Genomic DNA, 15,670 nt, shown 5'->3' with positions numbered 1-15,670 from the left:
ATGAAAGGTCTATTATTAGAAATATATTATAAAAATATTAAAAACATATGTGTAATGAATGCGTTTTTGCTTACAATTTGGATTTTGATAAATCTTTTTTCTAGCACGCAAATGCTTGTTTTTGCATATTGCGCAGTTGTAATATTCTCCAACAGTTTATTAATACTTTTATCACAGAGAAAAGATTATGATTTAAAATTGTATAAATACGAGTTCATGTTACCGATAAAAAAGAAAAACATAATTTTGTCAAAATATGTAAGTCAAATAGTTATTATTTTTCTGTCTGTATTAATGTTAGTAATCCTGAATTATATATCAATTCATGCAGGTAAGCATTATTTTGATTATGGTTTTTCGGATTTTATTATTTTATTAAATATTTTGTTAGCTTTTATTCTACAAATGGTATCAATATTTTACTTGGCTTTGTACTTTATTGATTTAGATAAAGGTGATTTGTGGTTAGTAATAGGGCTAATTGGCTCTATTGTGCTTGTAGCTATAGAGATATTTGTGGTTAATAAACTTGGATTTTCTAAGTCAGGTGGAAATGTTGCACTTTGTGTAATATATTTGATGTTATTAATAACATCATGCGTATTGAATTCAAAAAGAATGGAAAATCTAAAATTAGATACTTAGGAGGAAAATGATGGCTATAGCAGACATAAATTCAATACTTAGTAGATCATTTCGAAATGATAGGATTTCTAAAATATCATGGGAAAAAGGTAATTATTTAAATGTAACTATGTGTGTAACAGAAGAATGTAATCTGGAATGTACATATTGTTATATGGTTGGGAAGAATAATTTCAAAAAGATGACATTTGAAACAGCCAAAAAAATAGTAGACTTTATTGTGAATGATCCATATTGTAATAACTTATCAGATAATTTATTGATTGATTTTATTGGTGGAGAACCATTATTAGAAATGGAATTGATAGATAAAATAAGCGATTATATCTGTCTGTTGCTATATAGCAAAAGGCATAAATGGTTTAATAATCTTCAATTTTCCTTTTCCACAAATGGGACATTATATGATTCAAAAATAATGGAAGATTATTTAAAAAAGCACAGGTATCATGCTGGATTTGGATTCAGTATTGATGGAACTAAAGAAAAACATGATTTAACAAGAATTACTAGGGATGGAAAAGGTTCTTATGACAAGGTTATTAAATCGTTTTACAAATACAAACAAGACTATGAGGATGAAATATTTCAAAAATCGACATTTTCAAGTGAGGATTTAGTATATCTAAAAGATAGTATAATTCACTTATGGGATCTTGGATTTAAAAATGTTGAGTCGAATTTAGTTTATGAAGATGTTTGGAAAGAAGAAGATCCAAGTATATTTGAAAATCAACTTAAAGAACTTGCGGATTACATGTTTGAAAGTGGTAGATATTTGACCCATAGTGTAGCGTATTTTGAAAAAAGAAGAGGGTTACCACTTGCTAGTAATTCGTTGAATCAAAATAGGTGTGGAGCTGGATATAAGAGCTTAGCATTTGATACAGATGGGAATATTTATCCGTGTATACGATTTTTAGAAATGTGTTCTGATGATAAAAAGGGAATGATAGTTGGAAGTATAGATAAAGGTGTAGATTATAATGCCTTGAGAGCTTTATGTGGAACTACTTGGACTTCTGTAAGTGATGAAGAATGTAATAATTGTAATGTTGGAACTGATTGTGGTTGGTGTGTAGCACAAAATTATCAGGAGAATGGCTCTTTATATAACAGAGTAAAGCATATATGCGAAATGCATAAGGCTAATGTGAGGGCAAATAAATATTTTTGGAAAAGATATGAATTAGAGACAGGGAAGACATCAGATAGAGTTATTGAAAAGGTGTTGTTTTCAAAACATAATGAACTTAAATATGTTTATTTTATTACATCAGATGATGCACCTTCTTTTTGCAATTATACAAAGCGATATAATGAGGGGAATTATATGTCTAAGGACTTATATGATAATGCTTTGAAATTTTGTCTAGACAATGAAGTATTGCCTATTTTTCTGGGTAGTTATGAAATTGATTTAGATAGTGAAAAGAAAGTGTTCTTTGAAATAGACAGGAGAAGAATTTTTAAAAATCCGCAAAGATCTATAACTGTAGTTGATGAATATTCAGAAAATATAGAGACACCAGTTATAAACTACATTTTGAGAAAAAATGAGATTAGAAAGTTAAAAAACACAATTGAGAGGTTTTGCAACAACGGAATTAAACGAATAAATCTGTTTATTAGTGATATGAATTTGTGGAACGATAGTGACATTACACTATATGAAGATCAATTGCATGGATTATGTGAGTATGTTGTAGATTTATTTGTTGAAAGAGGTGTTTTTCTACAGATAAATGTTTTGAGTGACAGAATAATGCTAGAAAAGAACGAGACTAGGGATTGTGCAGCAGGGATAAATTCAGTTGCACTGGCTCCAAATGGTAAATTTTATGTATGCCCAGGATTCTATTTTACTAATCCTGACTGGAATATAGGGAATCTAAAAGATGGAATAGATTTCTCTGAAAAGCGTAAATATTTTAGGGGCAAGTCGGCAATGTGCTTAGAATGTGATGCAAATGCATGTAAGAGATGTTTATTAGATAATAAAATTACAACAGGTGAGGTAAATGTTCCTTCATCTACTCAATGCAAAATATCATTCGTAGAGGCAAATGCACAGAAATACTTTGCAAACTTATTGCAAGAAAATAATGAAGTTTTAAATATATATATTCCAGATGATCTTAAGATATTGAAATACAATGATTATGTTTCAAAAATGATTTTTAATGATGAGAGAGCAATTGCTGATAAATGGAATTATTAAGTGAGAAGGTATAAAAATGGATTGTGAGAGGAATATAGAATTAACATCAGAAGAAGTAAAAAATCTTATGATTAGAGTTCAAAAATTTAATTCGATTAGAACTATTGACTTGATTATAAGAAATAATCCTAATATAGTTGGTGAATTTGATATGGACGAAAGCATATTTGCAAATGTTGAGACTGAGCTTTTATATGCTGATAAAAATTGTAGAAAATGGTGGAATGAAATTTGTGAAAAATACAAATTGCAAAAAGATTTGGGGTTCAGGGTAGATTATGAATCCTGCGTTTTAACATTGCTATAATTGCATTAATTCAATTATAAATATATTTGGAAAGGAGGGCATTGTATGGATTTTATGCTTTACACAAAGCCAAATACACCTGACATAGTACCTTTTGCTTGTGGATATCATGACAGATGTAAGGGTTGTAGAAATGCTTGTACAGGCTGTAGCTCAGGGTGCAAAGGTTGTACAGGTGGATGGTTTATAGGTTAGGTGTTAAAAAAATAAGAAAGCTCGTAAATGAGCTTTCTTATTTCATTTTAAGAAGTAATTAAATAATTGTGGTGTGGAAATGAAAAAGAAAAAAAGCATAGTTTATAACATAAAAGTGGTTAAAATAATAAAAGAATGTACACCTAGTCAAATTCCATTGATTATAGCAAATGCCGTTTTAAAAAGTGTTCAAGCCATTATAAATATTTTGTTGTTTAAGTATGTTTTTAATATGTTAATAAATAAAGTTGAATACGATGCTTTGATAACAAATATAATTATAATTTTCTTTACTAATATGATTATTTTAATGATAAAAATAGCATAAAAATCTAGTTATCCGCATAAAAACTGGACTTATCACACTTTATCAAGGTCAAAACCACTCAATTTACTACTAATTTACTACTTATGAATGAGCTTTGATACGACGATTTATCCTTGAAAAGTGAAGATATAAAGATACTTCCAATAAAATTTGAATATTTAATAGGTAGACACTTCAAAAAATGAGGTGTCTATTTTTTTACCCGATTTTGAAAGGAAGTGAACTTATGAAAACAAAAAATCAAGAATCAAAAGGTCGTTCCCCACTCTTTAAGACCATCAAACATTCATTCAGCCAATAAAAAAGAAAGGATAGGTAAAAATATGGAACTTAAATTTGTGATTCCCAACATGGAAAAAACATTCGGCAATTTAGAATTTGCTGGCGAGGATAAAGTCGTTCAGCGAAGAATCAACGGACGGCTAACTGTCTTATCAAGAAGCTATAATCTCTATTCTGATGTTCAAAGAGCAGATGATATTGTGGTGGTGCTTCCTGCTGAAGCTGGCGAAAAACATTTCGGCTTTGAGGAACGTGTGAAGTTAGTCAATCCACGTATTACCGCAGAGGGCTACAAAATCGGCACTCGTGGTTTTACAAATTACCTTTTACATGCTGACGACATGATAAAAGAATAAAGAAAGAGAGGAAAAATGATGAGATTAGCAAATGGCATTGTATTAGATAAAGACACGACTTTTGGAGAATTGAAATTCTCTGCTCTACGTCGTGAAGTGAGAATCCAAAATGAAGACGGGTCGGTTTCAGATGAAATCAAGGAACGTACCTATGACTTAAAATCCAAAGGACAAGGACGCATGATTCAAGTAAGTATTCCTGCCAGCGTGCCTTTGAAAGAGTTTGATTATAACGCACGGGTGGAACTTATCAATCCCATTGCGGACACCGTTGCTACTGCCACCTATCAAGGAGCAGATGTTGACTGGTATATCAAGGCAGACGATATTGTGCTGACAAAGGATTCTAGTTCATTCAAAGCTCAACCACAAGCAAAGAAAGAACCGACACAAGACAAATAGTCGCTAGGTAGAAAGGAGACTTTTTCGCATGAAACAGCGTGGTAAAAGGATTCGCCCATCTGGTAAAGATTTAGTCTTTCATTTTACGATAGCGTCACTCCTGCCTGTTTTCCTGCTGGTTGTCGGACTGTTTCATGTGAAGACAATCCAGCAGATCAACTGGCAGGATTTTAACCTATCACAAGCAGATAAGATTGACATTCCCTATTTAATTATCAGTTTCAGTGTCGCAATTCTTATCTGCTTGCTGGTAGCGTTTGTATTCAAACGGGTTCGCTATGATACGGTTAAACAACTTTACCACCGTCAAAAACTGGCAAAGATGATACTTGAAAACAAGTGGTATGAATCTGAACAGGTCAAAACAGAGGGTTTCTTTAAAGATAGTGCTGGTCGTACAAAGGAAAAGATAACCTACTTCCCTAAAATGTATTATCGACTTAAAAATGGCTTGATACAGATACGGGTGGAAATCACGCTGGGAAAATATCAAGACCAACTCTTACACTTGGAAAAGAAATTAGAGAGTGGCTTGTACTGTGAGCTGACGGATAAAGAGTTAAAGGATTCCTATGTGGAATATACTTTGCTCTATGACACCATAGCCAGTCGTATTTCTATTGATGAAGTAGAAGCTAAAGATGGTAAACTTCGCTTAATGAAAAACGTATGGTGGGAATATGATAAGCTCCCTCATATGTTGATTGCTGGTGGTACAGGTGGCGGTAAAACTTACTTTATACTGACACTGATTGAAGCCTTGCTTCATACAGATTCAAAACTGTATATTCTTGACCCGAAAAATGCTGACCTTGCGGACTTAGGTTCTGTGATGGCAAATGTCTACTATAGAAAAGAAGACTTGCTTTCTTGCATTGAAACATTCTATGAAGAAATGATGAAACGTAGTGAGGAAATGAAGCAGATGAAGAACTATAAGACTGGCAAAAATTATGCTTACTTAGGTCTCCCGGCACACTTCTTAATCTTTGATGAATACGTCGCTTTCATGGAAATGCTGGGAACAAAAGAAAACACCGCAGTTATGAATAAGCTGAAACAGATTGTCATGTTAGGTCGTCAAGCTGGCTTCTTTCTAATACTGGCTTGTCAACGTCCAGACGCAAAATATTTAGGCGACGGAATCCGTGATCAGTTTAATTTCAGAGTGGCTTTAGGTCGTATGTCTGAAATGGGCTATGGCATGATGTTTGGCAGTGACGTACAAAAGGATTTCTTCTTAAAGCGAATCAAAGGTCGTGGCTATGTTGATGTAGGAACAAGTGTCATATCAGAGTTTTATACTCCCCTTGTACCAAAAGGATATGATTTCTTGGAGGAAATTAAAAAGTTATCCAACAGCAGACAGTCCACGCAGGCGACGTGCGAAGCGGAAGTCGCAGGTGTGGACTGATCTTGCTGGCTGGTGTGGCAATAGCCACGCCAGCACTTAACCCCCCGTATCTAACAGGGGGGTACAAATCGACAGGAAACAGTCAAAAAAACATTAGAAAATCCTTTGGTTACAAGGGATTTACAAAATTTCAGCGTATGTCAAATGGGCTTTAAAAGTTGACATACGCCTTTTTGATTGGAGGGATTTTTACTGAATGAACAAACTTGGTTACAGCATTTAAAAGAAAAACGCTTGGCTTATGGACTATCTCAAAACCGTTTAGCTGTTGCGACTGGTATTACAAGGCAGTATCTAAGCGATATTGAAACAGGAAAAGTCAAGCCATCAGAGGATTTACAGCAGTCCCTTTGGGAAGCTCTGGAACGCTTCAATCCCGACGCTCCCCTTGAAATGCTGTTTGATTATGTAAGGATTCGCTTTCCGACAACAGACGTACAGCAGGTGGTCGAAAACATCTTACAACTGAAACTGTCCTATTTTCTTCATGAGGACTATGGTTTCTATTCTTATTCAGAGCATTATGCTTTAGGCGACATATTCGTCCTTTGCTCCCATGAACTGGACAAAGGAGTTCTGGTGGAATTGAAAGGTCGTGGGTGCAGACAATTTGAAAGCTATCTTCTGGCACAACAAAGAAGCTGGTATGAGTTCTTTATGGACGTTTTGGTGGCTGGCGGTGTGATGAAACGCCTTGACCTTGCCATTAACGATAAGACAGGGATTTTGAATATCCCTGTACTCACTGAAAAGTGCCAACAGGAAGAATGTATCTCCGTCTTCCGCAGTTTTAAAAGCTATCGCAGTGGCGAACTGGTACGCAAAGAGGAAAAGGAATGTATGGGAAACACCCTCTATATCGGTTCATTACAAAGTGAAGTTTATTTCTGTATCTATGAAAAGGACTACGAGCAGTACAAGAAAAATGATATTCCCATTGAAGACGCAGAAGTAAAAAACCGTTTTGAGATTCGATTGAAAAATGAGCGTGCCTATTATGCAGTCCGTGATTTACTCGTCTATGACAATCCAGAGCATACCGCCTTTAAAATTATCAATCGGTATATCCGTTTTGTAGATAAAGACGATTCCAAACCTCGTTCTGATTGGAAACTGAATGAAGAATGGGCTTGGTTTATTGGGAACAATCGTGAACGATTAAAACTAACCACAAAACCAGAGCCTTACTCCTTCCAAAGGACGCTGAACTGGCTATCTCATCAAGTTGCCCCGACCTTAAAGGTTGCGATTAAACTTGATGAAATCAACCAGACGCAGGTTGTAAAAGACATTCTCGACCATGCGAAACTGACAGACCGACACAAGCAGATTTTGAAGCAACAGTCAGTAAAAGAACAGGACGTGATAACAACAAAAAAATAACTCAAATACAAATTCATTGAATATAGAGAGGAGAACATTTTTATGAATTTTGGACAAAACCTTTATAACTGGTTTCTATCAAACGCTCAATCACTGGTGCTTTTAGCAATCGTTGTGATTGGCTTGTATCTTGGCTTCAAGCGTGAGTTTAGCAAACTGATTGGCTTTTTAATTATTGCGATTATTGCGGTTGGCTTAGTCTTCAACGCTGCTGGAGTAAAAGACATTTTACTAGAGCTATTCAATCGCATTATTGGTGCTTAAATAAAACCGTTCTTTTGTGGAATATAAGTGGTTTTCTTATGTTCCGCAAAGGAATGGTACACCAAACGAAGTGCGGTAGGGATTTTTGAATCTCTACAAAGAAAGGACGTGAATATATGGACGATATGCAAGTCTATATTGCGAATTTAGGCAAATACAATGAGGGCGAATTGGTCGGTGCGTGGTTTACCTTTCCCATTGACTTTGAGGAAGTCAAAGAGAAAATCGGCTTGAATGATGAATATGAGGAATACGCCATTCATGACTACGAGTTACCCTTTACGGTTGACGAATACACTTCCATTGGCGAACTCAATCGACTATGGGAAATGGTATCGGAATTACCCGAAGAATTACAATCGGAGCTATCTGCTCTGCTCACTCATTTTTCAAGCATTGAAGAACTAAGCGAACATCAAGAGGATATTATCATTCATTCCGATTGTGATGATATGTATGACGTGGCACGCTACTACATTGAAGAAACGGGTGCTTTAGGCGAAGTACCAGCTAGTCTTCAAAACTATATTGATTATCAAGCCTATGGTCGGGATTTAGACCTTTCAGGAACGTTTATCTCAACCAATCATGGGATTTTTGAAATCGTCTATTAAATCTGTCGGTACATTACTACTGGCAGATTTTCTATTTTACGGGGTGGCTCAATCAGCTACCCCTATTTTTTATGAAAGGATTGATTACATGAAGAAAATACGAAGCTATACCAGTATCTGGTCTGTGGAAAAGGTACTGTATTCTATCAATGATTTTAGACTTCCGTTTCCCATAACCTTTACGCAAATGACATGGTTTGTCGTGTCACTCTTTGCAGTGATGATACTTGGCAACTTGCCCCCTCTTTCCATGATAGAGGGAGCATTTCTCAAATACTTTGGGATTCCTGTGGCTTTCACATGGTTTATGTCTACAAAAACTTTTGATGGTAAAAAGCCTTATGGATTTTTGAAGTCTGTCATTGCTTATGCACTGCGACCAAAGCTGACCTATGCAGGAAAAAAAGTAACGCTTGGCAGAAACCAGCCACAAGAAGCCATTACAGCAGTTAGGAGTGAATTTTATGGCATATCCAATTAAATACATTGAAAACAATCTCGTCTGGAATAAAGACGGGGAATGTTATGCTTACTATGAGCTTGTTCCTTACAATTACTCATTTCTAAGTCCAGAACAGAAAATACAAGTGCATGATTCTTTCAGACAGCTTATCGCACAAAATCGTGATGGCAAAATTCATGCTTTACAAATCAGTACAGAATCCAGCATACGTTCTGCACAAGAGCGTTCCAAAAATGAAGTCACTGGCAAGCTCAAAGCGGTTGCCTATGACAAAATCGACCAACAGACAGACGCTTTAATATCCATGATTGGCGAAAATCAAGTGAACTACCGTTTCTTTATCGGCTTTAAGTTGCTTCTCAACGATCAGGAGTTTTCTATGAAAAGTCTTACCGTTGAAGCAAAAAATGCTTTGTCTGATTTTGTCTATGATGTGAACCATAAGCTGATGGGCGATTTTGTTAGTATGAGTAATGATGAAATCCTGCGTTTTCAGAAGATGGAAAAGCTCTTAGAAAATAAAATCTCTCGTCGTTTCAAAATCCGCAGGTTAGATAAGGACGACTTCGGCTATCTGATTGAACACCTTTACGGACAGACAGGCACTGCCTATGAAGAGTATGAGTACCATCTATCAAAGAAAAAGCTGGATAATGAAACGCTGATTAAATACTATGACTTGATTAAGCCTACTCGCTGTTTGGTGGAAGAAAAACAGCGATATTTGAAAATCCAGCAGGAAGATGAAACCGTCTATGTAGCTTACTTTACCATTAACAGCATTGTCGGAGAACTGGACTTCCCGTCCTCTGAAATCTTCTACTACCAGCAACAGCAATTTACATTCCCGATTGATACGTCAATGAATGTGGAAATTGTAGCGAATCGTAAAGCCCTATCTACTGTCCGCAATAAAAAGAAAGAACTGAAAGACTTGGATAACCACGCTTGGCAAAGTGATAATGAAACCAGCTCCAATGTGGCGGAAGCTCTGGAAAGTGTGAATGAGCTGGAAACCAATTTAGACCAAAGCAAGGAATCTATGTACAAGCTGTCTTATGTGGTAAGGGTATCAGCAAATGATCTTGACGAACTCAAACGTCGTTGTAATGAAGTGAAAGATTTTTATGACGATTTAAGCGTAAAACTGGTACGACCATTTGGGGATATGCTCGGCTTACATGAAGAATTTTTACCTGCCAGCAAGCGTTATATGAATGATTATATTCAATACGTGACCTCTGATTTCCTCGCTGGTTTAGGTTTTGGTGCTACTCAAATGCTGGGGGAAAATGAGGGGATTTATGTTGGCTACAGCTTAGATACTGGACGCAATGTCTATCTGAAACCTGCTCTTGCCAGTCAAGGGGTTAAGGGTTCAGTAACCAATGCGTTAGCGTCGGCTTTTGTTGGTTCGCTGGGTGGTGGTAAATCCTTTGCGAATAACCTTATCGTCTATTATGCGGTGCTTTATGGGGCACAAGCAGTGATTGTAGACCCAAAAGCAGAACGTGGCAGATGGAAAGAAACCTTGCCAGAGATTTCCCATGAAATCAATATCGTCACTCTGACTTCTGATGAGAAAAACAAAGGCTTACTTGACCCTTATGTGATTATGAAAAATCCCAAAGATTCTGAATCACTGGCTATTGATATTCTGACATTCCTTACGGGGATTTCCTCTCGTGATGGGGAACGCTTCCCAATCCTTAGAAAAGCCATTCGTGCAGTAACCAATAGTGAAGTACGAGGGTTGATGAAAGTGATTGAGGAATTACGGGTTGAGAATACGCCACTAAGTACCAGTATAGCCGACCATATCGAAAGTTTTACAGACTATGACTTTGCACATTTATTATTCAGTAATGGTTATGTGGAGCAGTCTATCAGCTTAGAAAAACAACTGAACATTATACAGGTTGCGGACTTGGTACTTCCCGACAAGGAAACTTCCTTTGAGGAATATACCACTATGGAGCTTTTATCCGTTGCTATGCTGATTGTCATTAGTACCTTTGCTTTAGACTTTATCCATACAGACCGAAGCATTTTCAAGATTGTAGATTTAGACGAAGCATGGAGCTTTTTACAGGTAGCACAAGGAAAAACACTATCTATGAAGCTGGTTCGGGCTGGTCGTGCTATGAACGCTGGGGTATATTTCGTGACCCAAAATACAGACGACCTCTTAGATGAAAAACTGAAAAATAACCTCGGCTTAAAATTTGCATTTCGTTCCACTGACCTTAACGAGATTAAAAAGACCTTAGCCTTTTTTGGTGTAGACCCAGAGGACGAAAACAATCAGAAGCGATTGCGTGATTTGGAAAACGGGCAATGCCTTATCAGTGATTTATATGGTCGTGTCGGTGTGATACAGTTCCACCCTGTATTTGAAGAACTGCTCCATGCCTTTGATACCAGACCACCTGTGCGAAAAGAGGTGTAAATGTGAAACCATCAATAGTAAACAGAATAAAATCAAACTGGACGCTGAAACGTCTAGGTAAAGTGGCAATGACAGTGGCTTTCACACTTGTGATTGCCATTTTTCTTTTAGCCATGCTGGGAACGGTGGTTCAAGCTGCGGGCTTGGTAGATGATACGGTCAATGTGGCAAATGAATACAGCCGATACCCACTTGAAAACTATCAACTGGATTTTTATGTGGATAATAGCTGGGGCTGGCTTCCGTGGAACTGGTCGGACGGGATTGGAAAACAGGTCATGTATGGACTATATGCCATTACCAATTTTATTTGGACAATCAGTTTGTATGTTTCCAATGCGACAGGTTACTTAGTACAGGAAGCCTATTCCTTAGACTTCATTTCCGCTACAGCAGATTCCATTGGTAAGAATATGCAGACCTTAGCTGGTGTGAGTGCAAACGGATTTTCAACAGAGGGTTTCTATGTTGGATTCCTCTTACTCTTGATTTTGGTTCTTGGGGTTTATGTTGCCTATACGGGACTGATAAAGAGAGAAACCACAAAGGCAATTCATGCCATTATGAATTTTGTGCTGGTGTTTATCCTATCGGCTTCCTTTATTGCCTACGCTCCCGACTACATTAAAAAAATCAATGACTTTTCATCAGACATCAGTAATGCCAGTTTATCACTTGGCACGAAGATTGTCATGCCCCATTCCGATAGTCAAGGCAAGGACAGCGTGGACTTAATCAGAGATAGCCTGTTTTCCATACAGGTTCAGCAACCGTGGCTACTGCTTCAATACAACAGTTCAGACATTGAAAGTATCGGTATTGACCGTGTGGAAAGCCTGCTCTCCACCAGCCCAGATTCCAACAATGGCGAAGACAGAGAAAAAATTGTTGCGGAAGAAATTGAAGACAGAAGCAATACCAATCTAACCATTACAAAGACCATTAACCGTTTAGGTACAGTCTTCTTCCTATTTGTCTTCAATATTGGGATTTCCATATTTGTATTCCTATTAACAGGAATCATGATTTTCTCGCAGGTACTTTTTATCATCTATGCTATGTTTCTGCCTGTGAGCTTTATTTTAAGCATGATTCCATCATTTGATGGTATGTCAAAACGAGCCATAACAAAGCTCTTTAATACCATTTTGACACGAGCTGGAATCACATTGATTATTACGACAGCATTTAGTATTTCAACCATGCTCTATACCTTATCGGCTGGTTATCCGTTCTTTTTGATTGCTTTTCTACAGATTGTGACCTTTGCAGGAATCTACTTCAAGCTGGGCGATTTAATGAGTATGTTTTCTCTACAGAGTAACGATTCTCAAAGTGTGGGAAGTCGTGTGATGAGAAAACCTCGTATGCTTATGCACGCTCACATGCACCGTCTACAGCGGAAACTTGGACGTTCCATGACTACTCTAGGGGCTGGGTCTGCCATTGTTACAGGTAAAAAAGGACAGTCGGGTTCGGGGAGTTCTGCAAGGACACAAGCAGATCACTCCCGACCAGACGGAAAGGAAAAATCAACACTTGGAAAACGTATCGGTCAAACCATCGGTACAGTAGCTGATACCAAAGACAGAATGGTAGACACTGCTAGTGGTTTGAAAGAACAGGTTAAAGATTTGCCGACCAATGCAAGATATGCAGTATATCAAGGAAAATCCAAAGTAAAAGAGAATGTCCGTGATTTAACCAGTAGTATTTCTCAAACCAAAGCGGACAGAGCCAGTGGACGCAAGGAACAGCAGGAACAAAGGCGAAAAACCATTGCGAAGCGTCGCTCTGAAATGGAACAGGTCAAACAGAAAAAACAGCCTGCTTCTTCTGTTCATGAAAGACCGACTACAAGACAAGAACAATATCATGATGAACAGACCTCAAAACAGTCTAATATTCAGACTTCATATAAGGAATCTCAACAAGCCAAACAAGAGCGTCCAGCAGTTAAGTCCGATTTTTCAAGTCCAAAAGTGGAACGCCAAGGCAATACCGTTCAAGAAAAAACCGTTCAAAAGCCAGCAACTTCAACCACTACAGCAGATAGAACTTCACAACGTCCAATCACAAAAGAACGTCCGTCTACTGTTCAAAGAGTACCACTACAAAATACAAGAAGTAGACCACCAATCAAAACCGCCACCATTAAGAAAGTCGGTAAGAAACCATGAAGTTGAAAACTTTAGTGATTGGTGGTTCTGGATTATTCTTGATGGTCTTCTCACTGCTTCTGTTTGTTGCCATTTTATTTTCAGATGAACAGGACAGCGGAATTTCCAATATTCATTATGGAGGTGTGAATGTTTCCGCAGAAGTGCTGGCTCATAAGCCTATGGTAGAAAAATATGCCAAAGAATATGGCGTTGAAGAATATGTCAACATACTTCTTGCGATTATACAGGTGGAATCGGGCGGTACTGCGGAAGATGTTATGCAGTCCTCGGAATCCCTCGGTCTTCCACCTAATTCATTGAGTACAGAAGAATCCATTAAGCAAGGTGTGAAGTATTTCAGTGAATTATTAGCCAGTAGCGAAAGGCTCAGTGTAGATTTAGAATCGGTTATCCAGTCCTACAATTATGGTGGTGGTTTCTTAGGGTATGTGGCTAATCGTGGAAATAAATATACCTTTGAACTGGCTCAAAGTTTCTCAAAAGAGTATTCAGGTGGCGAAAAAGTGTCTTACCCCAATCCCATAGCCATACCTATCAATGGGGGCTGGCGATACAACTATGGCAATATGTTTTATGTGCAACTGGTAACGCAGTATCTTGTCACAACAGAGTTTGATGATGATACGGTACAAGCCATCATGGACGAAGCACTGAAATATGAGGGCTGGCGATACGTTTACGGTGGAGCTTCCCCGACTACTTCTTTTGATTGTAGCGGACTGACACAATGGACGTATGGAAAAGCTGGAATTAACTTACCACGAACCGCACAACAGCAATATGATGTGACCCAGCATATCCCACTATCGGAAGCACAAGCTGGCGATTTGGTTTTCTTTCATTCTACCTATAACGCTGGCTCTTATATTACTCATGTTGGGATATACCTTGGCAATAACCGTATGTTTCATGCAGGCGACCCAATCGGTTATGCCGACTTAACAAGCCCCTACTGGCAACAGCATTTAGTGGGAGCAGGACGAATCAAACAATGAGAAAGGAAGATTTAATGATGAAATTTAGAAAAAATCAGAATAAAGAAAAACAGATACCAAAGGAAAAGAAACCTCGTGTCTACTATAAGGTCAATCCTCATAAAAAGGTTGTGATTGCCTTGTGGGTACTTTTAGGGCTTAGTTTCAGCTTTGCGATATTCAAGCACTTTACAGCTATAGATACTCATACTATTCACGAAACAACTATCATAGAAAAGGAATACGTTGATACTCATCATGTAGAAAATTTTGTAGAGAACTTTGCGAAAGTCTACTATTCATGGGAGCAATCCGATAAGTCCATTGATAATCGAATGGAAAGTCTAAAAGGCTATCTGACAGATGAACTTCAAGCTCTCAATGTTGATACAGTACGCAAAGATATTCCTGTATCGTCTTCTGTAAGAGGATTTCAGATATGGACGGTAGAGCCAACTGGCGACAATGAGTTTAATGTAACCTACAGTGTAGACCAGCTCATTACAGAGGGAGAAAATACAAAGACCGTCCACTCTGCTTATATAGTGAGTGTCTATGTAGATGGTTCTGGAAATATGGTACTGGTTAAGAATCCGACCATTACCAACATACCTAAGAAATCAAGTTATAAACCAAAAGCCATTGAAAGTGAGGGGACGGTTGATTCCATTACAACCAATGAAATCAATGAGTTTTTAACGACGTTCTTCAAGCTCTATCCTACAGCGACAGCCAGTGAACTTTCCTACTATGTGAATGACGGGATATTAAAACCAATCGGAAAAGAGTACATCTTTCAAGAACTGGTAAATCCTATTCACAATCGTAAGGATAATCAAGTCACGGTATCGCTGACAGTGGAGTATATCGACCAGCAGACCAAAGCAACGCAGGTATCTCAATTTGATTTGGTACTTGAAAAGAACGGGAGTAATTGGAAGATTGTAAAATAACAAATATTGGTACATGATTACAGATACTTTGTAATCATGTACTCTTTTTGATAAAAAATTGGAGATTCCTTTACAAATATGCTCTTACGTGCTATTATTTAAGTGACTATTTAAAAGGAGTTAATAAATATGCGGCAAGGTATTCTTAAATAAACTGTCAATTTGATAGCGGGAACAAATAATTAGATGTCCTTTTTTAGGAGGGCTTAGTTTTTTGTACCCAGTTTAAGAATACCT

General features: G+C 37.4%; 17 protein-coding genes. All 17 read left to right on the top strand.

What is annotated here, in order from left to right; genetic code table 11:
- The 17 genes from GAN53_RS05395 to GAN53_RS05315 all read left to right on the top strand — a co-directional run bounded on the left by GAN53_RS05395 (nucleotide 1) and on the right by GAN53_RS05315 (nucleotide 15,433).
- Nucleotides 1–645 carry an ABC-2 transporter permease gene (locus GAN53_RS05395; protein WP_009346091.1) on the top strand — a complete coding sequence of 215 codons (645 nt, stop codon included), beginning with the start codon at nucleotides 1–3 and terminating at the stop codon, nucleotides 643–645.
- Between the two features lie 10 nt (nucleotides 646–655).
- Nucleotides 656–2,866 (top strand): radical SAM peptide maturase, CXXX-repeat target family, encoded by a 2,211-nt coding sequence (locus GAN53_RS05390; protein ID WP_009346040.1) that lies wholly within the window; start codon nucleotides 656–658, stop codon nucleotides 2,864–2,866.
- A 16-nt stretch (nucleotides 2,867–2,882) separates the two neighbouring features.
- Nucleotides 2,883–3,173 carry a CXXX repeat peptide modification system protein gene (locus GAN53_RS05385; protein WP_009346044.1) on the top strand — a complete coding sequence of 97 codons (291 nt, stop codon included), beginning with the start codon at nucleotides 2,883–2,885 and terminating at the stop codon, nucleotides 3,171–3,173.
- A 45-nt stretch (nucleotides 3,174–3,218) separates the two neighbouring features.
- A complete protein-coding gene (locus GAN53_RS09765; protein ID WP_009346097.1) occupies nucleotides 3,219–3,368 on the top strand; it encodes a hypothetical protein in 150 nt (49 codons plus the stop codon).
- 79 nt (nucleotides 3,369–3,447) lie between these two features.
- Entirely contained in the window at nucleotides 3,448–3,696 is a 249-nt protein-coding gene (locus GAN53_RS05380; RefSeq protein WP_009346075.1) for a hypothetical protein, read from the top strand.
- A 323-nt stretch (nucleotides 3,697–4,019) separates the two neighbouring features.
- The gene (locus GAN53_RS05370) at nucleotides 4,020–4,334 is read left to right on the top strand and encodes a YdcP family protein (protein ID WP_000420682.1); all 315 of its coding nucleotides are present in this window, start codon (nucleotides 4,020–4,022) and stop codon (nucleotides 4,332–4,334) included.
- Nucleotides 4,335–4,349: 15 nt separating this feature from the next.
- Nucleotides 4,350–4,736, top strand: coding sequence for a YdcP family protein (locus tag GAN53_RS05365; RefSeq protein WP_000985015.1), 387 nt, complete (start codon nucleotides 4,350–4,352; stop codon nucleotides 4,734–4,736).
- A 28-nt stretch (nucleotides 4,737–4,764) separates the two neighbouring features.
- Nucleotides 4,765–6,150, top strand: a complete 1,386-nt coding sequence (locus tag GAN53_RS05360; protein ID WP_000813488.1) for an FtsK/SpoIIIE domain-containing protein — start codon at nucleotides 4,765–4,767, stop codon at nucleotides 6,148–6,150.
- Between the two features lie 2 nt (nucleotides 6,151–6,152).
- Nucleotides 6,153–6,305, top strand: coding sequence for a hypothetical protein (locus GAN53_RS05355; protein WP_000879507.1), 153 nt, complete (start codon nucleotides 6,153–6,155; stop codon nucleotides 6,303–6,305).
- A gap of 22 nt (nucleotides 6,306–6,327) precedes the next feature.
- Nucleotides 6,328–7,533: a MobT family relaxase gene (mobT, locus tag GAN53_RS05350; RefSeq protein ID WP_000398284.1), complete on the top strand. Its 1,206-nt coding sequence runs from the start codon at nucleotides 6,328–6,330 to the stop codon at nucleotides 7,531–7,533.
- A 42-nt stretch (nucleotides 7,534–7,575) separates the two neighbouring features.
- The gene (locus GAN53_RS05345) at nucleotides 7,576–7,797 is read left to right on the top strand and encodes a hypothetical protein (RefSeq protein WP_001009056.1); all 222 of its coding nucleotides are present in this window, start codon (nucleotides 7,576–7,578) and stop codon (nucleotides 7,795–7,797) included.
- Nucleotides 7,798–7,913: 116 nt separating this feature from the next.
- Complete coding sequence (locus GAN53_RS05340) at nucleotides 7,914–8,411, top strand: antirestriction protein ArdA (protein WP_000342539.1); 498 nt, start codon at nucleotides 7,914–7,916, stop codon at nucleotides 8,409–8,411.
- Nucleotides 8,412–8,499: 88 nt separating this feature from the next.
- Entirely contained in the window at nucleotides 8,500–8,892 is a 393-nt protein-coding gene (locus GAN53_RS05335; protein ID WP_000723888.1) for a conjugal transfer protein, read from the top strand.
- Entirely contained in the window at nucleotides 8,876–11,323 is a 2,448-nt protein-coding gene (locus GAN53_RS05330; RefSeq protein WP_000331160.1) for an ATP-binding protein, read from the top strand. The genes GAN53_RS05335 and GAN53_RS05330 overlap by 17 nt, the downstream gene beginning before the upstream one ends.
- A 2-nt stretch (nucleotides 11,324–11,325) precedes the next feature.
- Entirely contained in the window at nucleotides 11,326–13,503 is a 2,178-nt protein-coding gene (locus GAN53_RS05325) for a CD3337/EF1877 family mobilome membrane protein (protein ID WP_000804748.1), read from the top strand.
- Nucleotides 13,500–14,501: a lysozyme family protein gene (locus tag GAN53_RS05320; protein ID WP_000769868.1), complete on the top strand. Its 1,002-nt coding sequence runs from the start codon at nucleotides 13,500–13,502 to the stop codon at nucleotides 14,499–14,501. The genes GAN53_RS05325 and GAN53_RS05320 overlap by 4 nt, the downstream gene beginning before the upstream one ends.
- Nucleotides 14,498–15,433, top strand: coding sequence for a conjugal transfer protein (locus GAN53_RS05315; protein ID WP_001863540.1), 936 nt, complete (start codon nucleotides 14,498–14,500; stop codon nucleotides 15,431–15,433). The genes GAN53_RS05320 and GAN53_RS05315 overlap by 4 nt, the downstream gene beginning before the upstream one ends.
- Nucleotides 15,434–15,670 lie beyond the last annotated feature (237 nt).

This window comes from Anaerococcus sp. Marseille-P9784 (assembly GCF_902500265.1).
In the GTDB taxonomy this organism is placed as follows: Bacteria; Bacillota; Clostridia; order Tissierellales; family Peptoniphilaceae; genus Anaerococcus.
Note: the sequence above shows the minus strand (reverse complement) of the source record. Positions and strands in the feature narration are given on the sequence as shown.